Source organism: Pseudomonas pisciculturae, from assembly GCF_015461805.1.
Lineage (GTDB): Bacteria > Pseudomonadota > Gammaproteobacteria > Pseudomonadales > Pseudomonadaceae > Aquipseudomonas > Aquipseudomonas pisciculturae.
The window spans coordinates 415,669-440,974 of sequence record NZ_JACVZE010000004.1; the positions used below are offsets into that span (position 1 = coordinate 415,669).

Consider the following 25,306-nt stretch of genomic DNA (forward strand, 5'->3'; position numbering starts at 1 on the left):
CAGCGTATTGCAACACCCTGCGGGCCTGGATTTGTACCACAACCGTGCTGTACTCAGTGCAGTGCCCAGACGGGCGCTGTAGTAAATCTGCAGGGAGCATCACTGATTTACTGAGTCGGTAGAGCGATCTATCAAGGACGGGCTTCATGTCTTTGTTCAAGCGTTCAGTCACAGAGGGGTTAGGTACGTTTTGGCTGGTGTTGGGCGGTTGCGGGAGTGCGGTGTTGGCCGCAGCGTTCCCCGCAGTCGGGATCGGGTTGTTGGGTGTGGCCCTGGCATTCGGGCTCACGGTGCTGACCATGGCGGTTGCCATCGGGCCTATCAGCGGTTGTCACCTCAACCCGGCGGTATCGGTGGGGCTGGTCGTGGGCGGAAGGTTTCCGGCCAGGGAGTTGCCGGCCTACATCGTCTCCCAAGTCATCGGCGCCACCGTCGCCGCGACGCTGTTGTACTTCATAGCCAGCGGCAAACCGGGGTTCGAACTGGCGTCAGGCCTGGCGTCAAATGGTTACGGCGAGCATTCGCCGGGCGGTTATTCGTTGGCAGCGGGTTTTGTATGTGAGCTGGTGATGACCGCGATGTTTGTGGTGATCATCCTCGGCGCCACCGACCACCGCGCCCCGAAGGGGCTTGCGCCCATCGCCATTGGCCTGGCGCTGACGTTGATCCACCTGATCTCCATCCCCGTCACCAATACCTCGGTCAACCCGGCCCGCAGTACAGGCCCGGCCTTGATCGTCGGCGGGTGGGCGATCCAGCAGTTGTGGATGTTCTGGCTCGCGCCGATCCTGGGTGCGGTGATCGGCGGTGTCATCTATCGATGGCTGGGCAAGGAGCCGCCGGGCTGAGGCAATGTGGGATCAGCCCTGCCGAAAAAACAGGGCCGATCCCTTTGATTTTTTACTCAGCCTTGATGCGCCTGCATGTACTGACGCAGTAGCTGATTAATCCGCGTCTGATAGCCAGTGCCTTGACCTTTGAACCATTCCAGCACATCAGCATCGAGTCGAATCGTGACTGCTTGTTTTACCGGAACACGTAACTCGGCTCGTCGAAAAAATTCGGCATCCAGCTCGGGAATATCGCTGGTATCGACTTCTTCGTCATTCATTTTGGCCAAGCGCTCCCAATCAGTTTTCGATGTTTGCGTCATAGTATTTGGCCTCCTTCTTGGTTGCTTTTCGGGCAGAAATGATACGAATCACATCACCCCTGCGTTCGGTGTACACGACCACACCCATTAACAATTTTATCCAGCCAATACCGATCCAACGCTCTTCTCCATATTCTGCTCGATCATCGCGTAAGGCCAGCATTGGATGCCGAAAAATATCCGGCACGTCGCTAAAATCGATGCCGTGCTTGGCAATGTTGGCTTTATTTTTGGATTCATCCCACTCAAAAACCATGGCACATCCTGTATGTACTTTTGTACATACAGGATAGTGATTTGATCCTTTCTTGAAAGCGTCGCCAGACCAGCGGTTCAGCCTTGCCGATAAGGCAACGCCGCCCGCGCCTCTTCGGCATACGCCACAATCCCCACCCGTTCACGCTCCAAAAAGTCCTCCACGGCACTCTTCAACCCCGGATGACGCAGGTAGTGCCATGACCGCGTAATCACCGGCTCGAACCCACGAATCAGCTTGTGCTCACCCTGGGCACCGGCGTCGAAACGTTGCAAGCCGTGTGCAATGGCGTAGTCCATGCCCTGGTAGAAACATGTTTCGAAATGCAGGCGATCGAACTCGGCCAGGCAGCCCCAGTAACGACCGTAGAAGCTGTCGCCGCCGATCAGGCTGAAGGCCATGGCCACCGGCCGTGTGCCTTGCTTGGCCAGCACCACACGAATGGCCTCGGGCATGCGTTCGGCCAGCAAGCTGAAAAACGTGCGGGTCAGATAAGGCGTTTGGCGGCGCACCGCATAGGTGTTGGCGTAGCAGGCATAGACAAAATCCCACTGCGCCTCGCTCAGTTCATGACCGTACAGCCACTCAAAGTCGATGCCCTGCCCCGCCACTTGCTCGCGCTCCTTGCGCATCTGCTTACGCTTGCGTGAGCTGAGAGCGTCGAGAAAATCCTGGAAGTCGCGATAGCCCCGGTTCTGCCAGTGAAACTGACAGCCCAGACGTTGCAGCCAGCCCGGTTGTTGCGCGATGGCATCATCGGCCAGGCCATCGGTGAAGTTGATATGAGCGCTGGAGAGCCCTTCTATTTCCAAATAGCCCGGTAGGCTTTTGAGCAGTTCAAAACCGTCTTCGGCATTCGCCGCCAGCAACCGTGGCCCGCTCACAGGGCTAAACGGCACGGCCGTCAGCAGCTTGGGGAAGTACTCGATACCCGCCCGCTCACAGGCGTCGGCCCAACCATGGTCGAACACGTACTCGCCATAGGAATGCCACTTGCGATAACTGGGTAACGCCGCCACCAGCCGCTCGCCCTCCCAGTGCAACAAATGCTCCGGCTGCCAACCCGATTGCGGGCCCAGGCTGGCGCTGTCTTCCAGTGCGCTGAGAAAGGCATGCCGCACAAATGGCTGAGCGTCCGGCACCAGTGCATCCCAGGTCTGGGCATCGATTTCGGACAGGCTGTCCAGGCGTTGCAACGGCATCGGCATCCTCACTGAATCATGGCGTGACAGCCTCGCGAGTATCGCCTATCGACGACCCAGACACACCCCCCGAATCGAGGACAAGGCTCTAAACCGATAGTTCCAACCTTAAATAAATTGTCATCTAGATGACATCACTTAGCCACTGCTCCGTCATAAACGATCGTGATACTGACGCCTGTTTTTAGAGCGTCTGGTTCTACCAGGCGACTATTTTTCCGTCCGTCATTGGTCGGTTGTGTCCTGGATGGTTTGCCATCCCTCCTCACTTTCGGAGATTGATATGCGTCTTGCTTCCACCAAAACTGCGGCGGTCCTGTGCGGCGGCCTGTTACTGGCCCTGAGTGTTCCGGCCAGCGCTGCAGTCGACGCTAAATTGCTCGACATGCTCAAGGCCAACGGCCAGATCACCGCGGCGCAGTACACTGAACTGCAAACCGAATTGGCCAATGATCAGAAAGAAAAGCAGATCGCACGGCAAGCTCAACAAGAGACCAACGAGCAGATCGCGGCCACCGCGAAGAAAACCAACGACCTGAGCGTCTTCGACCAGAAGCTGGCCTGGGCGGCCAAGACTCAGTTCAAGGGTGACGTGCGCATGCGTCATGAGACGATCAAGATCGGAGGCGAAAACGGCCTGGTCACCGGCCGTGACAAGGATCGCGAACGTATCCGTGCCCGCCTCGGCGCCTACACCGAGATCAACCCACAGGTGGACACCGGTATCCGTATCGCCACCGGTAGCAGTGCCGATGCCCGCTCTACCAACCAGGACCTGGACGGTGCCTTCGAGAAGAAATCGATCTGGCTGGACCTCGGCTACATCGACTACCACCCGGACCAGATCAAGAACCTGCACATCATCGGCGGCAAGATGCTGCAACCGTGGGTCAGCATGGGCGACGTGATCTGGGATAGCGACATCAACCCAGAAGGCCTGGCCGTTACCTACAAATACCCACTGGGTAGCAGCGCCGAACTGTTCGGCAGCCTGGGTAACTACAACCTCAAGGACAACGTGGACGGCGACGGCGTGCAATATCGCCATGACCTGCGCATGACCGCCGGCCAGTTGGGTACCCGCTTCACGCTGACCGACAACCTGAAACTGACCCTGGGCGGCAGCGTCTACGCCTTCCAGAACGATGACGAAAAGCGCGCCACCGACGTCGCGACTCCGCTGGCAATCAACGGCAACACCCCCAACGGCCAGTTCCGTCTGTATGAAGGCTTCGGTCAAGCCGATATCGGTGGCCTGGCAGTACCGCTGTCGTTCTACGGCCAGTACGTGAAAAACAACGACGCCATCACCGATGCGGACACCGCCTGGTTGCTGGGTGCCAAGTCCAAAGTGTTTGGCTTCAACCTGGACTACAACTACCGCGAAGTTGAGAAAAACGCCGTGGTGGGTGCCTTTACCGACTCTGACTTCGGCGGCGGCTACACCGGCTCCCGTGGTCACAAGTTCAAGGTTGGCTATGACATCGACAAGAACTTCTCGGTCGGTGCCACCTACTTCCTGGCCAAGACCGACACCTACAGCCGTACCCGCCTGAACGACAGCGCCAAGGCCAACACCTTCCAGCTGGATGCCGAAGCGAAGTTCTGATTGTAAATGTGATAAGCCTTGGGCCAGGACGGCCCAAGGTGGTTGCAACAGTCTTGCGTGGCTGGATCGGTCCCCATCATCCGTTCGATCCCGCCACGCAGGCCTGCTTACTCCCCGCCTTTCTGATCCTTGAGCCGCTCATCAGCCAACCGCTGGGCCAAGGCATCCGCCCCCTCCACCGGCTCGTCCGGCAGTAATTTCAGCGTGGCCTGCATCAGGCGCATCTGGCGAATAAACCGTCGGCAGTTCGGGCAAAACATCAAGTGATGACGCACCAGCAGACGTTCGCGAAAGGTCAGTTGCCCATCGAGAAAGTCACTGGACCGCGCGACTTGTTCTTTACAGGTCAACATTCGCCCGTTTCCTCAAAATGCTCCACCGTGGCGAAGACTTTAAGCCGTGCTCGATGCAACAGCACACGGACATTGGAGAGTGAAAGTGTCAGCAGATTACAGATCTCCTCCAACTCCAGCCCCTGGCGTTCACGCAGTACCAGCACGCTGCTTTGCAACTGCGACAGGCTCAACAACGTGTGTTCCAGGCAGTTACGCAGCTCATCCTCGGTCAGCAGGGCTTCAGGGGTGTCTTGATGCCAGGCATACGGGGCGACGGCCCAATGGCCATCATCGGGGGTAAAGCGATCATCGCCGATGGTGCCGTGGGGTGAAGGCAGATCATCGAGCAGCACTTCGCGACGGTTCTGTTTGTAGCGGCCTTTGGCGGCGTTGGCGGTGATGGTCAGCAGCCAGGTCTTGAGGCTCGATCGCCCTTCGAACTTGGCAAGGTTACGTACCACCGACAGCCAGGCGTCTTGCACGATTTCATCGGCGTGACGCTGGCCGACGATGGCATAGGCCACGGCGCGCATGGCGCTTTGGTAGGTGGTGACTAGCTCCTTGTAAGCGCGCTGTTCACCCTTGAGCAGGCGTTCAAGCAAGTGCGCGTCGTCAGCTGCTGCCATTGTCTACCTCAATGTCAAAGTGCAAACCCAATCAATGCGGCGACCTGACAAGCCAGCTCCCACATTTGACCGCGCAAGACCTAACGATCAGCGCTTGCGCAGGATCACGCTGCCGATCGAATAACCCGCGCCGAACGAACTGAGTACGGCCACGGAGCCCTTGGGCAGATCATCCTGGTATTTGTGAAACGCAATCACCGAACCCGCCGAGCTGGTGTTGGCGTAGGTATCGAGGATCACCGGCGCTTCTTCCACTGTCGCCTCGCGGCCCAGCAGTTTCTTCACGATAAGGTGGTTCATGCTCAGGTTGGCCTGGTGCAGCCAGAAGCGTTTCACATCGGCCACATTCAGCTGGTTTTCCGCCAGGTGCACGCCGATCAGCTCGGCCACCATCGGGCACACGTCGCGGAAGACTTTGCGGCCTTCCTGCACAAACAGTTTGTCGGGGGCGCCGATGCCTTCTTCTGCCGTGCGGTTAAGGAAGCCGAAGTTGTTACGGATGTTGTTGGAGAACTTGGTCAGCAGCTTGGTGCTCACCACGTCGAACTGATGCTCGGAGGTCGCAAGATCAGCGCGTTCCAGGATCACAGCCGTGGCCGCATCGCCAAAGATAAAGTGGCTGTCGCGGTCACGAAAGTTCAGGTGGCCGGTGCAGACTTCCGGGTTGACCATCAGGATCGCCCGGGCCTGGCCCAGTTGGATGCTGTTGGCGGCGTTCTGGATGCCGAAGGTGGCAGAAGAGCAGGCCACGTTCATGTCAAAGCCAAACCCTTCGATGCCCAGGGCTTCCTGGACTTCGATGGCGATGGCCGGGTAAGCGCGTTGCAGGTTGGAGCAGGCAACGATCACGCCGTCGATGTCGGCGGCGGTCTTGCCGGCGCGTTGCAGGGCTTGCTCGGCGGCACCGATGGCCATTTGACAAAGCACCGACCACTCGTCGTTGCTGCGCTCAGGCAGGCGCGGGGCCATGCGCTGCGGGTCGAGGATGCCGTCCTTGTCCATCACGAAACGGCTCTTGATGCCCGAGGCTTTTTCGATGAAGGCTGCGCTGGATTCGGTCAGCGCCTGTACATCGCCGCGCTCGATGGCAGCGGCGTTGTCAGTGTTGAATTGCTGGACGTAGGCATTGAAAGATTGCACCAGCTCTTCGTTGGAAATGCTGTTGGCCGGGGTGTACAGGCCGGTGCCGCTGATCACGACGTTATGCACGGTCGTTCCTCTAAATCTGTCAGGCAGGGAGTATTGGTACCTTCGTACCAAACTGTAAGTAGTCCGATTCCGCCCGGCGGACATCAAACTGGCATCGCTTTATTCCATCGCGCCGTGGCTGCAACCGCAGGCCTGTAACGACGATCCCGGCATTTATAGGCGCGAAGTTTGCCACAAACCTCGCAATTTGGCGCTATATCCCAGATAAGTGCCTTGTTCTCACGTACACCTAGGGACAACTGTGGGAGGGGGCTTGCCCCCGATTGCGGTATATCAGTTACAAACTTACTGACTGACCCACCGCAATCGGGGGCAAGCCCCCTCCCACATTTGATCTACTGCAACCTGGAAATCCCGAACAGGGTCAAGCCTCGACCTGGCTCCACTGCTTGCTCAGGCGCTTGTCAGAAATCGGCACCTTAGTGCCCAACTGCTGGGCAAACAACGACACGCGGTATTCCTCCAGCCACCAGCGGTAAAGCTCCAACTGAGGGTCGCGCTTGCCTTCCTGGGCGTGTTTTTTCAGGCGGTTTTCGTATTGCGCCCACAGCCCGCTGAGTTCGCCGCTCCACACCCGATCCTTTTGCACCTGACTTGGCAATTTCTCCAGGCGCAGTTCGATGGCCTTGAGGTAACGCGGCAGTTCCTTGAACCACTGCGACGGGGTTTCCCGTACAAAACCTGGGTAAACCAGGTGACTCAGTTGCTGCTTGATATCGTTCAAGGCCACGGCCTGGGCCAGGTCAATCTTGCCCTTGAAGCGCTTTTGCAGGCCATGCCAAAGCTTCAGCACTTCCAGGGTCAGGCGCGCCAGGCGCTCAGCGTGTTCGGTCCAACTGCCGCGCTTGCGCTCTGCCAAGGCGGCCAAACCGGCGCCATCACGCGGCAGGCTGGCTTCGCCTTCGAGCACGCAGGTATCGAGGCTGGCCAACAGGATGTCCTCCACCAGCGCGTCGATGCGGCCCAACTCGCGGTACATCAGGCCCAGTTCGGTCAACCCCGGTAATTTGCCCCGCAGGAATTTCGCCGGTTCCGCCAATTGCTGCATCAGCAGCCGCTGCAAGGCGCGACGGTGCTGGAACTCGGCTTCGGCGGCCGTCGAGAAACGCCCTTCCTTGACCGTACCGTTTTCTTCCACCAGCGCTGGATACACTGTCATCGACAGCCCGGCGATCTTCTGTTGGGTCTTTTCGGCCACCGCCGCGAACACCTTGGCCTCCACCGGCTGCTGGCTTTTCGCGGTCTGTGGCACCGCCAACGCAGCCTGGCTGGCTTCGGCAAAACGTGCGGTCAGCTCGGCCAGGTCGCGGCCCTCGCCCAGAAACTTGCCCTGGCCGTCGACCACTTCGAGGTTCATCTTCAGATGATTTTCCACCTGCTGCGCCGCTTCGGCCCAGGCTTCGTCGCTGACGCGTGCGCCGGTCATGCGCAGCAACTCGCGGCCCAATGCCTGGGGCAACGAGCCCTGGCCGAACTCCATCCGTTGCAGCGCTGCCTTGACGAAATCCGGCACCGGCACGAAGTTCTTGCGCAGCGCCTTGGGCAGGTTGCGTACCAAGGCAATGCACTTGGCTTCGATCACCCCCGGCACCAACCACTCCAGGCGCTCCGGCGGCAGCGCCGGCAACAGCGGCGCCGGCACGCGCAGGGTCACGCCGTCGCGGGGGTGATTGGGTTCAAAGTGATAGCTCAGCGCCAGTTCCAGGTCGCCCAGGTGCAGGGTGTCCGGGTAATGCAGCGCCGTGACTTCACTGGCCTCGCGGGCCAGCACGTCTTCTTCGCGCATGATCAGCAGTTGCGGGTCTTTCTGGCTGCTGATCTTGTACCAGCTGTCAAAGGTCGCGGTCTGGTGGATCTCTGCCGGCAACCGCGCATCGTAGAAGGCGTACAGGGTTTCTTCATCGGCCAGAATGTCGCGCCGGCGTGCCTTGGCTTCCAACTCGTCCAACTGCTCCAGCAGTTGCTGGTTGGCCGTCAGGCACTTGGCCCGCGACTGAATCTCACCGCGCACCAGGCCTTCGCGGATAAACAACTCGCGGGACACCACCGGGTCAACCGGCCCGTAATGCACCGGGCGGCGACCGACCACGATCAGCCCGAACAGGGTGATCTGTTCAAACGCCACGACTTGCCCGCGCTTCTTCTCCCAATGGGGCTCGAAGTGGTTTTTCTTGATCAGGTGCCCGGCCAGCGGTTCGATCCAATCGGCGTCGATCTTGGCGACCATGCGCGCATACAGCTTGGTCGTTTCCACCAGCTCAGCGGTCATCAGCCATTGCGGGCGCTTCTTGCCGATGCCCGACGAGGGGTGAATCCAGAAACGCCGTTGACGTGCACCGAGGTAATCGCCGTCTTCGGTTTTCTGGCCGATCTGGCTCAGCAGCCCGGAGAGCACGGCTTTGTGCAGTTTCGGGAAATCCGCCGGCTCTTTGTTGACCGTCAGCTGCATGTCGCGACAGATCAGGCTCAGCTGGCGATGGGAATCGCGCCATTCGCGCAAGCGCAAATAGTTGAGGAAGTTTTTGCGGCACCAGTTGCGCAGCGGGCTGGCGGTGAGTTCCTGGCGCTGTTCTTCAAAACCACGCCACAAATTAACCAGCCCGGCGAAGTCCGAATCCGGGTCTTTCCACTGGGCGTGGGCCTGGTCGGCGGCCTGTTGACGCTCCGGCGGGCGCTCGCGCGGGTCCTGGATCGACATGGCGCTGGCCACGATCAGCACTTCCTGCAAGCTGCCCAGCTTGGCCGCTTCGAGCAGCATGCGGCCCATGCGCGGGTCTACCGGCAGGCGCGCCAATTGGCGACCCAGCGGGGTGAGCTGGCTGTTGCGGTCTACCGCCGAGAGTTCTTGCAGCAGGTTGAAACCGTCGCTGATGGCCTTGCCATCCGGCGGCTCGATAAACGGGAAGTCGGTGATCTCGCCCAGGCGCAGGTGCAGCATCTGCAAGATCACGGCGGCAAGGTTGGTACGCAGGATTTCCGGGTCAGTAAATTCCGGGCGACCGATAAAATCTTCTTCGCTGTACAAGCGAATGCAAATGCCCGGCTCCACCCGACCGCAACGGCCCTTACGCTGGTTGGCGCTGGCCTGGGATATCGCCTCGATCGGCAGGCGCTGCACCTTGGCGCGGTAACTGTAGCGGCTGATGCGCGCAGTGCCGCTGTCGATCACGTAGCGAATGCCCGGCACGGTCAGCGACGTTTCCGCGACGTTGGTCGCCAGCACCACGCGACGGCCTGGGTGGGATTGGAAGATCCGCTGCTGCTCGGCTGGCGACAGGCGCGCATACAGCGGCAAAATCTCGGTGTGCTTGAGCTGGGCCTTGCGCAGCATGTCGGCGGCGTCGCGAATCTCGCGCTCGCCGGGCAAGAACACCAGCACGTCACCCGGGCTGCGGCGTTCGCTGCGCTCGTAGGCGGCGATTTCATCGAGGGTGGCGAGAATCGCCTGGTCGACGGTGAGGTCGTCCTCGACGCGGTTGCCCTCTTCGTCCTGCTCAAGCGTCAGCGGGCGGTACCAGGTGTCCACCGGGAAAGTACGGCCCGAGACCTCGACAATCGGCGCATCGTCGAAGTGCTTAGAGAAGCGCTCCAGGTCGATGGTCGCCGAGGTGATGATGACTTTCAGGTCGGGGCGGCGTGGCAGCAAGGTTTTCAGGTAACCCAGCAGGAAGTCGATGTTGAGGCTGCGTTCGTGGGCTTCGTCGACGATGATCGTGTCGTAGCGTTCCAGGTAGCGGTCGTTCTGGGTTTCGGCCAGCAGGATGCCGTCGGTCATCAACTTGATCAGCGTGTTGGAATCGCTCTGGTCTTCGAAACGCACCTGATAGCCGACCAGCGCGCCCAGCGGCGTGGCGAGCTCTTCGGCTACCCGGCTGGCCACACTGCGCGCCGCAATACGACGCGGCTGGGTGTGACCGATCAGGCCGAACTGGCCGCGACCGATCTCCAGGCAGATCTTCGGCAACTGGGTGGTCTTACCCGACCCCGTCTCACCAGCAATGATCAGCACCTGATGCTTGTTCAGCGCCGCCTTGATTTCATCGCGCTTGGCGGCAATCGGCAGGCTGTCGTCGTAACAAATCACCGGCAGGCTCGCGCGCCGCGCCGTGACCTGGGCGCAGGACGCCTGCATGCGCACCACCCACTGCGCCAACTTGTCCTCGTCGGGCTTCTTGCGCAGCTCAAGCAACTGCCGGCGCAAGCGGTGGCGGTCAGCGAGCATGGCGTGGTCGAGGGTTTTGAGCAGTTGGTCGATGGTGGGCGCTTGGTCGGTCATCTGGTACGCAAAAGTCTTTTTAGTGAGGCAGGTGAGCCTGGGGTGACGTGATCGTAGGCGGCGATTGTCGCAGATTTCGGTCCAGGTGAACGCGGGAACCCCTCTCATCGCCGAAAAACCTGGGTATTACCGGGTTACTGCGGCCGTATCCAAGGTGCCAGGAGCTTCTCAGACCACAACTGCACTCAACTTTTCACACGGAATTTTCAGCGTCTTCCAGATCGCCCGCACGGGGCAAGGCGAGGTTTACTGCGGCACGCAGCATTCATGCTCACCCTGGAGCCACGCCATGCCGACCCCTGCTAACCCTTTGCCCTTTGCGCACGCGAACTGGGCTGCGTTTTCCGTTCCCGTAGCCAACACCGGCTCACCCCGCAATGCCACGCCTGCATCCGCCCCGTTGCCCTCCTACACAGAACTGGACCCTGAGCTTAAACAGCGCGCCCGCGTTGCCCAGGGCTACTTCGACCAACTGGGGATGTATTCGGAAGATACGCACCCAGACTCCGTCAGGCAGCTCGAACTGCTAAGGCCCAAGGCGTTGCCGCCCACCTACTGGCAGACGACGGATAACGCCAGCCCATTGCCTGAGCATGTCGAAACCGAAGAGGCGCCACCTACTTATCGAGAGGCCATCGGCAGTGCCGACCACGATGACAACCCAGTGCGTTTTTCTCCTCATCTATCAGCCACAGCACTGGTGCAGGCCTACAAGCATGTGAACCGCCTCAATGACCTGCTCGAACAGGCTGAACAATTGGGAGCATTGTTGGTGGAGCGAGAGCACCCAGACGGCTCGATCCCAGAAGGGGGAACCTCCATCGATGCAGAAACAGTGGCGGCGCTGTGCGCCAAGATAGATCGACTCAGATCTTCCTGGGCCGAAGGCGCATTTGCAGCGTCCTCACGGATGGGCAGCCCACTGGCATGGGCACTCGCTTGCACTCCCTCGGCACGCACACTGAAGGAAAACGCCTTGAAAGCCGAGTTGAACAGCCTTTGGGATACGGCCAAGACGGAATATCAAACCCGTTACCTGACCGACCCGCTTAACGCAGACCCCACCCTGGCCAAGGTCTATCTCATGGTTAAAGGTCTGCGAAGAGCGCCCATTTGAAACCGGCTCAAGCCGTCACATTTGCGCAGAGGACGCCGTATGATCAGATTGAAACAGTTTTTCGCACCTGCCCCCCATGAAGCACTGACTCGCCTGCTACAGCAGACCCACTCTATCCACGCAACCGTGGCTAGAAGCCTGGTGAAGCAAGGCCACCAGCACATGCTCGAAAACACCCGAAACCTTGAGCAAACGTTGCTTCACCCTCCAAGTCGGTTGCCCGAAAATACGGCACAGGAAAAGGGCCATCAACTTCAAGCCTGGATGCATCTATCGAGAATCGAAAATACGCTAGAGGCCTTCGACCAGGAGAGCCGCTCGCTCGTCAACTCACAACCGGATGCCTCTACCAGCCTGCAAAAAATCACACAACGCAATGAACTACTGGCGAGTCGCGTTGAAGCACGTGAAGCCCTGCAGGACAGGCGCGAAGCGTGGGCCGCCGCCACTGCGCCGCAGTCCAGCGGATTGGACCCGATCACCCTTGCCGTCCTGCCCGTTGCATCGCTCAACCCGACGTTGGCCAAGCAAGATCTGGAACAGGCCGTCAAACATGTCAACGCCTTGGATAGGGAGGTTGCCTCGTTGGACGGTTACATCAAGCAACAGCCACAGCCGATATCTCGGGAAGAAGAAGACATCTTTATCGCGCAACGTAACGCCCTGACCGAATATCGCAATGCGTGGGCGACGGGGCGCTTAAAGGGTACCAGCCAATTCAAATCCTCAATCGGCCTCACGCCGGAGCGTAAACGCCTGGAGCAGAACCTGGAGCGGAGCAAGCAACTGGCCACGTTGGAACTGACCCTCCATCGGCTGGAGCGCACGTTAGAAGCGGTACACAGCAATGGCCTGGGAGAAAAACTCCAGCCAGGTGCAGTCAATGCCGCGCGCGAGGCCCTTATCCAACTGCGTGATGCCTGGCGCGCGGGCAGTCTTGATGGGAGCTCGTCAAAAGGCATGGACCCCCTGCTGGTTTTAACCTCGTCCAACGGGCGGCGACTGAAACTTGAGCTGGGCGTTATCGACAAGGCTTTTATACAACTCCAGGCCATTCCCCGTACGGAGCAAGCAAACAGTGCTCAAGAACGTCGTGATTTCAATAAACTGACCCATGCTCGCACCGCCAAACCGCAGGTCAAGCAAGCCGCTATCATTCGCGAACAAGCCGACAATAAACAGCGGGCGTTGGTCTCAGAGCTGAATACCGATTTGCGCAATCTCTACACCGAGCTCAGAAACAACCTGGGGTACAACCCCACCCCGAGCCCCCTTAAATAACGCAGCAGACATAGCGGGCTATTCACTGTCCTCACGCTGGCGCCGGTAAGGAAACACATCGATAACCTTACCGGCACGAATCGCATCCTGCAGGCCTTTCCAATAGTCGGCGTTGTACAACTCGCCATGCAGTTGATCGAACAACTTGCGCTGGCCGGCGTCGGCAAACAAAAACGGTGGAAATTCTTCCGGGAACACATCCAAGGGGCCGATGGAGTACCAGGGCTCAGAGGCCATTTCATCCTCGGGGGTGCGCGGCGCGGGGATGTGGCGGAAGTTGGCCTCGGTGAGGTAGCAGATTTCGTCATAGTCGTAGAACACCACGCGGCCGTGGCGGGTGACGCCGAAGTTTTTCAGCAGCATGTCGCCGGGAAAGATATTCGCCGCCGCCAATTGCTTGATGGCCAGGCCGTAGTCTTCCAGGGCTTCGCGCACTTGGGCGTCGTTGGCGTTTTCCAGGTAGAGGTTCAGCGGGGTCATGCGCCGTTCGGTCCAGCAGTGGCGGATCAGTACGGTGTCGCCCTCCACTTCGACGGTGCCGGCGGCGACCTCCAACAGCTCGGCCAGGCATTCGGGCTCGAACTTGCTTAGGGGGAAACGGAAGTCGGCGAACTCCTGAGTATCGGCCATGCGCCCTACCCGGTCGACGCTTTTTACCAGGCGGTACTTTTCGATCACCGTGGCGCGGTTGACGTTTTTCGACGGCGAAAAGCGGTCCTTGATGATCTTGAACACGGTGTTGAAACCCGGCAGGGTAAACACGCTCATGACCATGCCGCGCACGCCGGGGGCCATGATGAACTGATCGTCGGTGGTGGCCAGGTGGTTGATCAGCGCGCGGTAGAACTCTGACTTGCCGTGCTTGTAGAAACCGATGGAGGTGTACAGCTCAGCGATGTGCTTGCCCGGCAGGATGCGTTTGAGAAAGCCGATGAATTCCGCCGGCACCGGTACATCCACCATGAAGTAGGAACGGGTGAACGAGAAGATGATCGACACGTCGGCTTCGTCGGTGATCAGCGCATCGATCTGGATGCCCTGGCCTTCGCGGTGCAACAACGGAATCACCAGCGGCCATTGCTCGTCGTGGGTGTAGAGGCGCCCTACGAGGTAGGCGCCTTTGTTGCGGTAGAGCACCGAGGAAAACAACTCGACCTTAAGGCCTGGGTCTTTGCAGACCCAGTCCGGCAGGTTCTCGCGCAACTGGGCTTCAAGGCGGTTCAGGTCGGCGGCAAGGTCGGCATAGGGTTCGCTGAAGCTGTAGTCCGAGAAGATCTGCGCGAGCATTTCCGAGATTTTGCCAGCGGGAGTGTAGGTGCGCGTCTGCGCGGCTCGCGCCCGGCGCAGGCTGGGCCGGGTGGTATGGATAAACATGCAGCCGTCGCTGATCAGGTCATGGCTGAACAGGCCGCAGAAAATCGAGTTGTACCAGGTCTCGGACAGCTCATCGTCGAAACGCAGGTCGATCAGGCCTATATAGGCGTTTTTCACCAGGGGCCAGACGTCGATTTCCAGCAACGTGGCGTCATCGAAGTGAGCACGCAGGCGTGCGTTGACTTCGCCCACCTTCTCTTCATACAGGTTGATCCGCGCCGCCGAAGCCGCCTGTCCCTGTTGCCACTGGGCCTTTTCAAAGCGCTCGCGGGCACCGTCGGTGATCTGGCGAAAGTGCTCACGGTAATCGTCGAAGCCATCGAGGATCATCTGGGCGATTGCGAGGGCGGGCTGCGACATGCGGGAAACCTCTACGGGTATCTGGAATGCCCTGAGCTTAGCCAGTGTACGAGGGCAGGAGAAGGGTCATTTTTTGCGCCGTGTTGTACAACTTTGCTCACTTCGTACATTTATTTTCAATTTTCATAATTCGACCAACCGGTCAGATAACGCACCAAAAAGTCGCACACGATTTCATCGCGGCGCCTGCAAAGCCGTGGCTTGGCGCTTTGCCGGTGAAATGACGCGCCTGTCATTGGGCTGCACGACGGCGTAACAGATTCGATACAACGTAAGGGAAACCCTGATTACTACCTTGATGGCACTTTGATATATAGCGCGCCCTTTCCCACCCTAACAAGGTCTGAAGACCGACCCGGGAACAGGTTTTAATCGCCCAAGGAGCATTGAGATGTCATTGAGGAATATGCGGATCGGCTTACGTGCCAGTCTGAGTTTTGGGGTATTGGCCAGCCTGTTGGTCATCGTCGGCCTGTTTGGCCTGGGCCAGATGGCCCAACTGCGGGAAAGTGCGCTGATCATCGAACAATCGTGGATGCCGAGCATCGAGAATATCCACGACAGCGCAGCGTATGCGGCCAGCATTCGCCTGGAATCGCTACGCATGGCGACCACCGATGAATCACGCATCCGCGACAACAGTAAAAACCTGATTGCCCGCCAACGCACCGAGCTGCAAACCCTGCTCGACCATCACGAAGCCCTGCTGAGCAACGACACCGAGGGCGAGCTGCTCAAGCAGCTCAAGGTCAATGTGAACGCCTACCTCACCATCGTCGGGCAGTTGGTCGAGCTGGTGGACAAGGACCAGCAACAAGACGCCATCGACCTGCTCAACACCCGCCTGGCCCCTCAAGGCGTGGTCCTCAACAAGAGCTTGGAAGACTTGATCGTCTTTAACCAGAACGGCGTGGAAGCCGCCGCCGAATCCGCCGCCCAGGCCTATTCCAGCGCGCAATGGGTGGTCGGCCTGATCATCGCGGCTGCCTTGTTGGCCACGCTGCTGCTGGCCTGGCTGCTGACACGCAGCATCACCGCCCCCCTCCACCAAGCGTTGACGGTGGCACGCACCATCGCCAACGGCGACTTGAGCCAGCCCATCGCCGTCAGCGGCAAGGACGAACCGGCCCAGTTACTCACCGCCCTGGCCACCATGCAGACGCAATTGCAGTCCACCATCCGTGGCATCAGCGAATCGGCGCAGCAGTTGGCGTCTGCCGCCGAAGAGATGAGCTCGGTGATGGAGCAAAGCACCCGTGGCTTGCAGGCGCAGAACGATGAAATCGAACAGGCTGCCACCGCCGTCAACCAGATGAGCGCCGCAGTGGATGAAGTAGCGGGCAATGCGGTGTCCAGCGCCGAAGCCTCCAAGGCGTCTGACGAAGACAGCAAGCACGGGCATTACCAGATCAGCGAAACCATCAGCTCGATCCAAAACCTGGTGGACGAAGTGCTTGGCGCCTCAAACAAGGCTGAGGGCCTGGCGGTACAGGCCCAGGACATCAGCAAGGTGCTGGAAGTGATCCGCGGGATTGCCGGGCAAACCAACCTGCTGGCTCTCAACGCGGCGATTGAAGCGGCGCGCGCAGGCGAGGCCGGGCGCGGGTTTGCGGTGGTGGCCGACGAGGTGCGTTCGCTGGCGCAACGCACCCAGGATTCCACCGAAGAAATCGAGCAGATGATTACCGGCATCCAACAAGGCACCCAAGGCACCGTAGAGGCGTTGAACAGCAGCGCCGAGCATGCCGGCCAGACCTTGCAGCGGGCCAACAGCGCCGGCAGCGCCCTGGAGAAAATCACCGCGGCCATCTCGCAGATCAGCCAGCGCAACCTGGTGATCGCCAGTGCCGCCGAACAGCAGGCCCTGGTCGCTCGCGAAGTGGACCGCAGCCTGGTGAGTATTCGCGACCTGTCCACCCAGACGGCCGCCGGCGCCACCCAGACTTCGGCTGCCAGCCAGGAACTGTCGCGTCTTGCGGTGGACCTCAATGGGCTGGTGACGCGGTTTGTCCTGTAATCAGTCAAGGCGGCGTGTAACACTCGCCGCCTTATTGAGGTAGGAGCGTTACGTGAGACCTGTCGACACCCTTTACCTGCTCGGGCTGGCCGCCATCTGGGGCGCGAGTTTCCTGTTTATGCGCATCATCGCGCCCGAGATCGGCGCTGTGCCGACCGCGTTTTTTCGTGTGTCGATTGCCGCCGCCGGGTTATTGGTGATCCTGGCAATGATGCGCGTGAGCTGGGACTTCCAGGGCAAGTTCAGGACGGTGCTGCTCTTGGGCGTGATCAACTCCGGCATCCCGGCGACCATGTATTCGGTGGCCGCCCAGGTGCTGCCAGCGGGCTACTCGGCGATCTTCAATGCCACCACGCCGCTGATGGGCGTGTTGATTGGCGGGCTGTTTTTCAGCGAGCGGCTCACCGCCTCGAAACTCGCCGGGGTGTTCCTGGGCCTGCTGGGTGTGGGCGTACTGACCCGTGCCGGGCCGGTGGCGTTTGACGTGCAATTGCTGATGGGCGCACTGGCCTGCCTGGTGGCGACCACCTGTTACGGCTTTGCCGGTTTTCTCGCACGGCGCTGGCTGGACCAACAGGGCGGCCTCGACAGCCGCCTATCGGCACTGGGCAGCATGCTTGGCGCCACGCTGTTTCTGCTGCCGCTCTTTGCCTACAGCGCCATTAGCCAGCCGCCTGCGAGTTGGGGTGGCTGGCAAGTATGGGCGTCGTTGTTGGGGCTGGGGCTGGTGTGTACCGCGCTGGCCTACGTGTTGTACTTCCGCTTGCTGTCCGCCATCGGGCCGGTTCGGTCGATGACCACCACGTTTCTGATCCCACCGTTTGGCGTGTTGTGGGGCGCGTTGCTGCTGGATGAGCCGTTGTCGATGGCCCATCTGTATGGCGGGGTGTTGATTGCGGGGGCGTTGTGGTTGGTACTGCGCCCTAAGAAAAACCCCCAGGCGCTGTAGGACGGCTCGCTAACGCTCATTCGCTCCATGGGGATGGACGAGGTTTCATGCGAGCCCATCTGGGCGGTCGTTATAATGCCGCCCGGATGTTTACAAGGATTCCCCCATGATCGCACTGCCCTGGCTGTACCTGGCACTTCTTTCCCTGGGCTATGTGCTGGCCCTGACCTACGGGCAACTGGGCGTGCTGGCGCTGGTCTCGGTAGCGCTGCTGCTGATCGCCGGCTATGCCGTACGTCAACAGCGTACCCCGTGGGCACGCTACCTCGGCCACGGCTTGTTCATCGTGCTGGCCCTGAGCCTGGCGATGCATTGGTTGCCGGGCTTCTACAACGGGCGCGGCATTGCTTCGCAGCGCTTCACGCCTGACGCCGTGCCCTTCTCGATGTTCCTGAATCAGGACAAACCGCTGATCGGCTTCTGGCTGCTGCTGGCCTGCCCGTGGATCGTCGCGCGGCGTTCGTTGCGCCTGTCGATCTGCGTCACCGCTCTGGCCTTGACCCTTACCGCCATTGCCGCCTTGGGTGGCGCCGCCTTGCTGGGCATGATCAGTTGGGCACCGAAATGGCCGGAACAGGCCTGGCTGTGGGTGCTCAATAACCTGCTGCTGGTGACGTTAGTGGAGGAAGCGCTGTTCCGTGGCTACATCCAGGGCGGCCTGAGTCGGCGCTTCAAGCACCTGCCTTATGGCGAAAACCTCGCACTGCTGTTGGCTTCACTGTTGTTCGGTCTGGTGCATATCGGGGCCGGCTGGCATTGGGTGCTGCTGGCAAGCATCGCCGGGGTCGGTTATGGCCTGGCCTATCGCTTTGGGGGCCTGGGTGCTGCGATTGCTACGCACTTTGGCTTGAACCTGCTGCATTTTGGCTTGTTCACCTACCCGATGTTGGCCGGTTGATTGTTGCAAAAATAAGTTAAATAAACGTCCGCCGGTGCCGATAACCCCTGAAAGCCTTGCGGATTGAACAATCATGCGTAATAACCAACCCGTTACCCAGCGCGAACGTACCTTCCCCGCTCAGCAACGGTTGATCTCCACCACAGATGCCAAGGGTGTGATCACTTACTGTAACGACGCGTTTGTCGAGATCAGTGGGTACACACGCGACGAATTGGTCCGTGCACCGCACAACCTGGTCCGTCACCCGGATGTGCCGCCGGCGGTGTTCGGGCATATGTGGTCGACGCTCAAACAAGGCTTGCCATGGATGGGCATTGTCAAGAATCGCTGCAAGAGCGGTGATCACTACTGGGTTAACGCCTATGTGACGCCGGTCTTCGAAGGCAACCAGGTGGTCGGCTACGAATCGGTGCGCATCAAGCCCACCGCCGAGCAGATCCGCCGCGCCGAAGCGCTCTACCAACGCATCAACCAGGGCAAGTCGGCCGTTCCCCAGCGCGACAAATGGCTGCCGGTGTTGCAGGACTGGCTGCCGTTTATCCTGGTGAGCCAGCTGAGCTTTATGATCGGCGCCACCCTCACCTCCCAATGGGGCTTTGCCCTGGCAGCAGGGTTGTCGGTGCCGTTGGGCCTGTTGGGCCTGAGCTGGCAACAGCGCGGCCTCAAGCGCCTGCTGCGTTTGGCCGAGCAGACCACCTCCGACCCGTTGATCGCGCAGATGTACACCGACAGCCGTGGCGCTCAGGCGCGGTTGGAGATGTCGATCCTCAGCCAGGAGGCGCGTCTGAAGACTTGCCTGACACGCCTGCAAGACACCGCCGAACACCTCAACGACCAGGCTGCACAGTCCAACACCCTGGCGCACAACAGCTCCAGCGGCCTGGAACGCCAGCGCGTGGAAACCGAACAGGTCGCCACTGCGGTCAACCAGATGGCGGCGACTACCCAGGAAGTTGCCAGCCACGTGCAGCGCACCGCCGACGCGACCCAAGAGGCCAACCGCCTGACCGGTCGCGGCCGCGACATTGCCGGGGAAACCCGCGAGGCCATTCAACGCCTGTCGGTTGCCGTGGGGGAGACCGGTGTGACCGTTACCCAATTGGCCAAAGACAGCGATGAAATCGGCGGCGTGGTCGACGTGATCAAAGGCATCGCCGACCAGACCAACCTGCTGGCACTCAACGCCGCCATCGAAGCGGCCCGTGCCGGCGAGATGGGCCGTGGTTTTGCGGTAGTGGCCGACGAAGTTCGCCAACTGGCGCAGCGCACGGCCGAGTCCACCGGGCAGATCCACGCCCTGATCGCCAAGTTGCAGCAAACCGCTGCTGCTGCGGTGCAAACCATGGACGCCGGGCATCGCCAGGCTGAAGAAGGTGTGGCACGCGTAATGGAAGCGGACAAAGCGTTGGTGGGGATCAGTGAAGCGGTGGCGCATATCACCGACATGACCACGCAGATTGCGGCGGCGACTGAAGAGCAGAGCTCGGTGGCTGAAGAGATCAGCCGCAATATCAGCACCATTGCGCTGTTGGCGGATCAGACCTCGGAGCAAGCGTTGAACTCAGCGCAGTTGAGCGAGGAGTTGACGCATACGGCCAATTCCCAGTATTCGCTGGTGGAGCGTTTCAACCGGTAAACCACTATCGGGGGCAAGTCGAATCGTCGAACCGCCCCTCCCACATTCGACCGCATTCCAAGGGATGTACACGGTTAACTGTGGGAGCGGGCTTGCCCCCGATGGGGCCCTAATAGCCCACCAAAAACTTGGCCACCTGCACCGCCGCAGCCTCCAAATGCTGCTCATGACTAAACCCCGAAGCCTTCAACGGCTTCAAGTCATGATCCCCCGCCACCAGCCACATCACCTCGATGCTCGGCGACAACACATACCCCTCCACCGCCGCCCGATTGCCCAAGGCATCGCGCTCGCCCTGCACGATCAACGTCGGCGTCTTCAACTCGGCCAAATGCTCGACCCGTGGTTTTTCCGGTTTGCCCACCGCATAGAACGGATACCCCAGGCACACCAGCCCATCCGCGCCTAACTCATCGGCCAAAAGACTGGCCATGCGCCCGCCCATGGACTTGCCGCCAATCGCCAGTTTCCCAGCGACATGACGTCGCACCTCGGCATACACCTCACGCCACGCCTCCAGCAGTTTGGGCGCTGGATTCGGTGGGCGTTTGCCGCCGTCCACACGGCGCTGCGCCATGTAGGGAAACTCAAAGCGCAACACGTTGACGCCGTGCCCGGCAAGGCGTGCAGCCATGTCGTTCATAAACCCGGAGTCCATCGGTGCGCCAGCGCCGTGGGCCAGGATCAACGTGACGGGTTCGGTTGAAGCCGCGCCGGTTGCCGCATCCCATAACCACCCATGTGCCTGCACACACTGCGCCCATTGATCCCCGTCAATACTGGCCTTGTGCTCTTTGCCCATGCTTGCCTCGCTATTTAGTCTGCCTATAACTCCAGCCCAAGTGCCGCACTTGCTTGGGTTGAACCGTGGATGGGGAACCATGAACACTACATTAAGTACCGCCTATAACTACAAGGTGGTCCGCCAATTCGCCATTATGACGGTGGTGTGGGGCATCGTCGGCATGGGGCTCGGGGTTTTTCTCGCCGCCCAATTGGTCTGGCCCGCTCTGAACTTCGATTTGCCCTGGACCAGCTTCGGCCGCCTGCGCCCGTTGCACACCAACGCGGTGATCTTCGCTTTCGGTGGCTGCGCGCTGTTTGCCAGCTCCTTCTACTCGGTGCAACGCACCTGCCAAACCCAGCTGTTTGCGCCGAAAATCGCCGCGTTCTGCTTCTGGGGCTGGCAGTTGGTCATCCTGTTGGCCGCGATTTCCTTGCCGCTGGGCTACACCAGTTCCAAGGAATACGCCGAGCTGGAATGGCCGATCGACATTCTCATCACCATCGTCTGGGTGGCCTACGCCATCGTGTTCTTCGGCACGGTGATGAAGCGCAACACCAAACACATCTACGTGGGTAACTGGTTTTTCGGTGCGTTCATCATCACCGTGGCCATCCTGCATATCGTTAACAACCTGGAAATCCCGGTCAGCCTGACCAAGTCCTACTCCCTTTACGGCGGTGCGACGGATGCCATGGTGCAGTGGTGGTATGGGCATAACGCGGTAGGCTTTTTCCTCACTGCGGGCTTTTTGGGGATGATGTACTACTTCGTGCCCAAGCAGGCCGAGCGTCCGGTGTATTCGTACCGCTTGTCCATCGTGCACTTCTGGGCGCTGATCACCCTGTACATCTGGGCCGGCCCCCACCACTTGCACTACACCGCGCTGCCGGACTGGGCACAGTCACTGGGCATGGTGATGTCGCTGGTACTGCTGGCCCCGAGCTGGGGCGGCATGATCAACGGCATGATGACCCTGTCGGGCGCCTGGCATAAGTTGCGCAGCGACCCGATCCTGCGCTTCCTCGTGGTGTCGCTGGCGTTCTACGGCATGTCGACCTTCGAAGGCCCGATGATGGCGATCAAGACCGTCAACGCCCTCTCCCACTACACCGACTGGACCATCGGCCACGTACACGCCGGTGCCTTGGGTTGGGTAGCGATGATCTCCATCGGCGCGCTGTACCACATGATCCCGAAAATCTTCGGTCGCGAGCAGATGTACAGCCTCGGCCTGATCAACGCGCACTTCTGGCTGGCCACCATCGGCACCGTGCTCTACATCGCCTCGATGTGGGTCAACGGCATCGCCCAGGGCCTGATGTGGCGTGCGGTCAACGAAGACGGCACCTTGACCTACTCCTTCGTCGAAACCCTGGTGGCCAGCCACCCAGGCTTCATCGTGCGATTGGTGGGCGGCGCGGTGTTCCTCAGCGGCATGTTCCTGATGGCTTACAACACTTGGCGCACCGTGCGTTCGGCGCAGCCTGTCGAAGCCGCCACCGCCACGCAGTTGGCCTGAGGAGTCAGTGATGAAACACGAAACGATTGAAAAAAACGTCGGCCTGCTGATGCTGCTGATGGTGCTGGCCGTGAGTATCGGCGGCCTGACCCAGATCGTCCCGCTGTTCTTCCAGGACGTGACCAACAAGCCGGTGGAAGGCATGAAGCCCTACACTGCGCTGCAACTGGAAGGCCGCGACATCTACATCCGCGAAGGCTGTGTGCAGTGCCACTCGCAGATGATCCGCCCGTTCCGCGCCGAGACCGAGCGCTACGGCCACTACTCGGTAGCCGGCGAAAGCGTATGGGACCACCCGTTCCTGTGGGGCTCCAAGCGCACCGGCCCGGACCTGGCCCGCGTTGGCGCACGCTACTCGGACGACTGGCACCGCGCCCACCTGTACAACCCGCGCAACGTGGTGCCCGAGTCGAAAATGCCGGCCTACCCGTGGCTGGTCACCGCCCAGGTCGACAGCAGCCACACCGAGACCAAGTTGAAAGTGATGCGCACCCTCGGCGTGCCCTACACCGACGACGACATCAGTGGCGCCGTCGCCAGCCTCAAGGGCAAGACCGAGATGGACGCGCTGGTTTCATACCTGCAAGTGCTCGGCACTGCCATCAAGAGCAAGAGGTGAGCCATGGGATTTGAATTCGATGCGGGCACCATCCGCGGCCTTGGCACGCTGGTAGTGGCTATCGCCTTTATCGGCCTGTCGCTGTGGGTGTTCAACAACCGGCGCAACGCGGAATTCGAGCAGGCGCGCCTGCTGCCGTTCGCCGATGAACCTCTTCCATCCGACGCTCAAGAAGAGCCTGCAACAAGGAGCAATCGGCCATGACCCTATTTTGGAGTACATGGATCTGCGTACTGACCCTGGGCAGCCTGATCGGCCTGACCTGGCTGTTGATCGGCACCCGCAAGGGCGAAACCAAGGGCAGTGTGGACCAGACCATGGGCCACGCCTTTGACGGGATCGAGGAATACGACAACCCGCTGCCCCAGTGGTGGTTCATGCTGTTCGCCGGCACCCTGGTGTTTGCGGTCGGCTACCTGATCCTCTACCCGGGCCTGGGCAATTGGAAAGGCGTGCTGCCGGGCTATGAAGACGGCTGGACCCAGACCAAGGAGTGGGACAAGGAAATGGCCAAGGCCAACGCCAAGTTCGGGCCGATCTTCGCCAAATTCGCTGCCATGCCTGTGGAAGAAGTGGCCAAAGACCCGCAGGCGTTGAAAATGGGCGGACGCCTGTTTGCCTCCAACTGCTCTGTATGCCACGGCTCGGATGCCAAGGGCGCGTTTGGCTTCCCGAACCTGGCGGACAACATCTGGCGCTGGGGCGGCTCAGCCGAGGCCATCAAGACCACGATCCTCAATGGTCGCCACGCGGCGATGCCGGCCTGGGGTGGCCTGTTGGGCGATGAAGGGGTGAAAAACGTCGCGGCCTATGTGCGTCACGAACTGGCCAAGCTGCCATTGCCAGCCGACAGCACTGCCGACCTGGCAAAGGGCCAAGCTTCGTACGCCTCCACGTGCGTGGCCTGCCACGGGCCAGAGGGCCACGGCATGGAAATCATGGGCGCGCCCGACCTGACCAAGCCCGCCGGCTACATCTACGGCACCGGCCTGGCGCAGTTGCAGCAGACCATCCGCCACGGCCGCCAGGGCCAGATGCCCGCACAGGATGTGCTGCAAGGGAATGACAAGGTGCACTTGTTGGCGGCGTATGTGTATAGCTTGTCCCATGGGGATGCCAAGACTGAACAATAGTCAGCCTGTTTAACCCAAAGCCCTGCCAGGTAACACTGGCGGGGCTTTTTTATGGGCACGGCCTTGCTACCCGCCGCAGCGAAGTAGTAACGTTGCTACATTCACTCTCATCCGGGGAGTCACCCCATGACGATCACCACGATTTCCAGTCGCGAATTCAATCACGACACAAGCGGTGCCAAAAAAGCCACCCGCCAAGGGCCGGTTTTCATCACCGATCGCGGCAAGCCAGCCCATGTACTGCTAAGCATTGAGGACTACCAGAAATTGACCGGCCTGAACGCCGACATCGTCGACCTGCTGGTAATGCCGCAAGCCGCTGATATCGAATTCGAAACCGAACGCGGCGTGATCACTCATCGACCCGTGGACCTTTCTTGATGTATCTACTCGACACCAACGTTATTTCTGAACTGCGCAAACCCCAGGCCGATGCAAATGTCGTCGCCTGGGCCAAGAGCATCCTTGCATCACGCATGTTCATATCGGCGATTACGCTCAAGGAGCTGGAAACGGGGGTGTTGCGCATGGAGCGGCGAGATCCGGCGCAGGGTAAGATTTTGCGCACCTGGCTCAAGCGCCACGTGATGCCCGCATTTGATGCGCGAATCCTGCCAGTGGATGCTGCCGTCGCATTGCGCTGCGCGCACCTGCATGTGCCTGATCAGGCTAACGAAAGCGACGCACTGATCGCGGCAACCGCGTTGGTACACGGGTTTACGGTTGTCACGCGTAACGTCAATGACTTCAGGCCGAGTGGCGTTGCATTGATCAATCCTTGGGATGAATGACCGGTCCCACTGGCAAAAAGACCTCAACTGCTGCTGACAAAGACCCTGCGACCCTTTGTCACCCCCCTCCAAAGCACAACTTTCCCCCCCTGCCATTCGGGTCTACGCTTGCTCCACAGCGGGTCGATTCTGGCGTGCGCAACGGCGTTCGTTGCA

The 25,306-nt window shown here is 60.2% G+C and carries 23 protein-coding genes; 14 read left to right on the forward strand and 9 right to left on the reverse strand.

Features of this window, described 5'->3' with window-relative positions; all coding sequences use genetic code 11:
* Window positions 1-146 precede the first annotated feature (146 nt).
* The gene (gene aqpZ, locus ICY20_RS13820) at window positions 147-848 is read left to right on the forward strand and encodes an aquaporin Z (RefSeq protein WP_194937730.1); all 702 of its coding nucleotides are present in this window, start codon (window positions 147-149) and stop codon (window positions 846-848) included.
* A 56-nt stretch (window positions 849-904) separates the two neighbouring features.
* On the opposite strand, the gene ICY20_RS13825 is transcribed toward aqpZ, so the two are convergent.
* From ICY20_RS13825 to ICY20_RS13835, 3 genes are all read right to left on the reverse strand, one after another.
* The gene (locus ICY20_RS13825; RefSeq protein WP_065940629.1) at window positions 905-1,153 is read right to left on the reverse strand and encodes a BrnA antitoxin family protein; all 249 of its coding nucleotides are present in this window, start codon (window positions 1,151-1,153) and stop codon (window positions 905-907) included.
* Complete coding sequence (locus tag ICY20_RS13830; RefSeq protein ID WP_159963423.1) at window positions 1,131-1,409, reverse strand: BrnT family toxin; 279 nt, start codon at window positions 1,407-1,409, stop codon at window positions 1,131-1,133. Before ICY20_RS13830 ends, ICY20_RS13825 begins: the two co-directional genes overlap by 23 nt.
* A gap of 77 nt (window positions 1,410-1,486) precedes the next feature.
* Window positions 1,487-2,611, reverse strand: coding sequence for a GNAT family N-acetyltransferase (locus ICY20_RS13835; RefSeq protein ID WP_194937731.1), 1,125 nt, complete (start codon window positions 2,609-2,611; stop codon window positions 1,487-1,489).
* A gap of 283 nt (window positions 2,612-2,894) precedes the next feature.
* On the opposite strand from ICY20_RS13835, the gene ICY20_RS13840 reads away from it, so the two are divergent.
* The gene (locus ICY20_RS13840) at window positions 2,895-4,220 is read left to right on the forward strand and encodes a putative porin (RefSeq protein WP_159963425.1); all 1,326 of its coding nucleotides are present in this window, start codon (window positions 2,895-2,897) and stop codon (window positions 4,218-4,220) included.
* 107 nt (window positions 4,221-4,327) lie between these two features.
* Here the strand turns inward: ICY20_RS13840 and ICY20_RS13845 are convergent, their stop codons facing one another.
* The 4 genes from ICY20_RS13845 to hrpA form a co-directional block, all read right to left on the reverse strand.
* Window positions 4,328-4,573 carry an anti-sigma factor family protein gene (locus ICY20_RS13845; protein ID WP_159963426.1) on the reverse strand — a complete coding sequence of 82 codons (246 nt, stop codon included), beginning with the start codon at window positions 4,571-4,573 and terminating at the stop codon, window positions 4,328-4,330.
* Entirely contained in the window at window positions 4,567-5,181 is a 615-nt protein-coding gene (locus ICY20_RS13850) for an RNA polymerase sigma factor (protein ID WP_159963427.1), read from the reverse strand. The genes ICY20_RS13845 and ICY20_RS13850 overlap by 7 nt, the downstream gene beginning before the upstream one ends.
* Before the next feature lie 87 nt (window positions 5,182-5,268).
* A complete protein-coding gene (locus ICY20_RS13855) occupies window positions 5,269-6,390 on the reverse strand; it encodes a beta-ketoacyl-ACP synthase III (protein ID WP_159963428.1) in 1,122 nt (373 codons plus the stop codon).
* 364 nt (window positions 6,391-6,754) lie between these two features.
* A complete protein-coding gene (hrpA, locus tag ICY20_RS13860; RefSeq protein ID WP_194937732.1) occupies window positions 6,755-10,666 on the reverse strand; it encodes an ATP-dependent RNA helicase HrpA in 3,912 nt (1,303 codons plus the stop codon).
* Between the two features lie 289 nt (window positions 10,667-10,955).
* Here hrpA and ICY20_RS13865 point away from each other — a divergent pair, with 289 nt between their 5' ends.
* On the forward strand, window positions 10,956-11,783 hold the full coding sequence (locus ICY20_RS13865) for a hypothetical protein (RefSeq protein WP_194937733.1): 828 nt from the start codon (window positions 10,956-10,958) through the stop codon (window positions 11,781-11,783).
* A 39-nt stretch (window positions 11,784-11,822) separates the two neighbouring features.
* On the forward strand, window positions 11,823-13,064 hold the full coding sequence (locus ICY20_RS13870) for a hypothetical protein (RefSeq protein WP_194937734.1): 1,242 nt from the start codon (window positions 11,823-11,825) through the stop codon (window positions 13,062-13,064).
* A gap of 18 nt (window positions 13,065-13,082) precedes the next feature.
* On the opposite strand, the gene aceK is transcribed toward ICY20_RS13870, so the two are convergent.
* Complete coding sequence (gene aceK, locus ICY20_RS13875; protein ID WP_194937735.1) at window positions 13,083-14,798, reverse strand: bifunctional isocitrate dehydrogenase kinase/phosphatase; 1,716 nt, start codon at window positions 14,796-14,798, stop codon at window positions 13,083-13,085.
* A gap of 406 nt (window positions 14,799-15,204) precedes the next feature.
* Between aceK and ICY20_RS13880 the strand changes: the two genes are divergently transcribed.
* From ICY20_RS13880 to ICY20_RS13895, 4 genes are all read left to right on the forward strand, one after another.
* Window positions 15,205-16,815 (forward strand): methyl-accepting chemotaxis protein, encoded by a 1,611-nt coding sequence (locus ICY20_RS13880; protein WP_407692623.1) that lies wholly within the window; start codon window positions 15,205-15,207, stop codon window positions 16,813-16,815.
* A 52-nt stretch (window positions 16,816-16,867) separates the two neighbouring features.
* The gene (locus tag ICY20_RS13885) at window positions 16,868-17,764 is read left to right on the forward strand and encodes a DMT family transporter (RefSeq protein ID WP_159958368.1); all 897 of its coding nucleotides are present in this window, start codon (window positions 16,868-16,870) and stop codon (window positions 17,762-17,764) included.
* 106 nt (window positions 17,765-17,870) lie between these two features.
* Complete coding sequence (locus ICY20_RS13890) at window positions 17,871-18,662, forward strand: CPBP family intramembrane glutamic endopeptidase (protein ID WP_194937736.1); 792 nt, start codon at window positions 17,871-17,873, stop codon at window positions 18,660-18,662.
* A 73-nt stretch (window positions 18,663-18,735) separates the two neighbouring features.
* Window positions 18,736-20,301, forward strand: a complete 1,566-nt coding sequence (locus ICY20_RS13895) for a methyl-accepting chemotaxis protein (RefSeq protein ID WP_159958372.1) — start codon at window positions 18,736-18,738, stop codon at window positions 20,299-20,301.
* Between the two features lie 109 nt (window positions 20,302-20,410).
* Here ICY20_RS13895 and ICY20_RS13900 read toward each other — a convergent pair whose 3' ends face one another.
* Window positions 20,411-21,103: an alpha/beta family hydrolase gene (locus ICY20_RS13900; protein ID WP_159958374.1), complete on the reverse strand. Its 693-nt coding sequence runs from the start codon at window positions 21,101-21,103 to the stop codon at window positions 20,411-20,413.
* A 79-nt stretch (window positions 21,104-21,182) separates the two neighbouring features.
* Here ICY20_RS13900 and ccoN point away from each other — a divergent pair, with 79 nt between their 5' ends.
* The 6 genes from ccoN (at window position 21,183) to ICY20_RS13930 (ending at window position 25,150) form a co-directional block, all read left to right on the forward strand.
* Window positions 21,183-22,607, forward strand: a complete 1,425-nt coding sequence (gene ccoN / locus ICY20_RS13905; protein WP_122485772.1) for a cytochrome-c oxidase, cbb3-type subunit I — start codon at window positions 21,183-21,185, stop codon at window positions 22,605-22,607.
* A 10-nt stretch (window positions 22,608-22,617) separates the two neighbouring features.
* Entirely contained in the window at window positions 22,618-23,226 is a 609-nt protein-coding gene (gene ccoO, locus ICY20_RS13910) for a cytochrome-c oxidase, cbb3-type subunit II (protein ID WP_034108140.1), read from the forward strand.
* Between the two features lie 3 nt (window positions 23,227-23,229).
* Window positions 23,230-23,430 (forward strand): cbb3-type cytochrome oxidase subunit 3, encoded by a 201-nt coding sequence (locus ICY20_RS13915; RefSeq protein ID WP_122485771.1) that lies wholly within the window; start codon window positions 23,230-23,232, stop codon window positions 23,428-23,430.
* The gene (gene ccoP, locus ICY20_RS13920; protein WP_194937737.1) at window positions 23,427-24,359 is read left to right on the forward strand and encodes a cytochrome-c oxidase, cbb3-type subunit III; all 933 of its coding nucleotides are present in this window, start codon (window positions 23,427-23,429) and stop codon (window positions 24,357-24,359) included. Before ICY20_RS13915 ends, ccoP begins: the two co-directional genes overlap by 4 nt.
* 126 nt (window positions 24,360-24,485) lie before the next feature.
* Entirely contained in the window at window positions 24,486-24,740 is a 255-nt protein-coding gene (locus ICY20_RS13925; protein ID WP_122485769.1) for a type II toxin-antitoxin system Phd/YefM family antitoxin, read from the forward strand.
* Window positions 24,740-25,150, forward strand: coding sequence for a type II toxin-antitoxin system VapC family toxin (locus ICY20_RS13930; RefSeq protein ID WP_159958378.1), 411 nt, complete (start codon window positions 24,740-24,742; stop codon window positions 25,148-25,150). The genes ICY20_RS13925 and ICY20_RS13930 overlap by 1 nt, the downstream gene beginning before the upstream one ends.
* Window positions 25,151-25,306 lie beyond the last annotated feature (156 nt).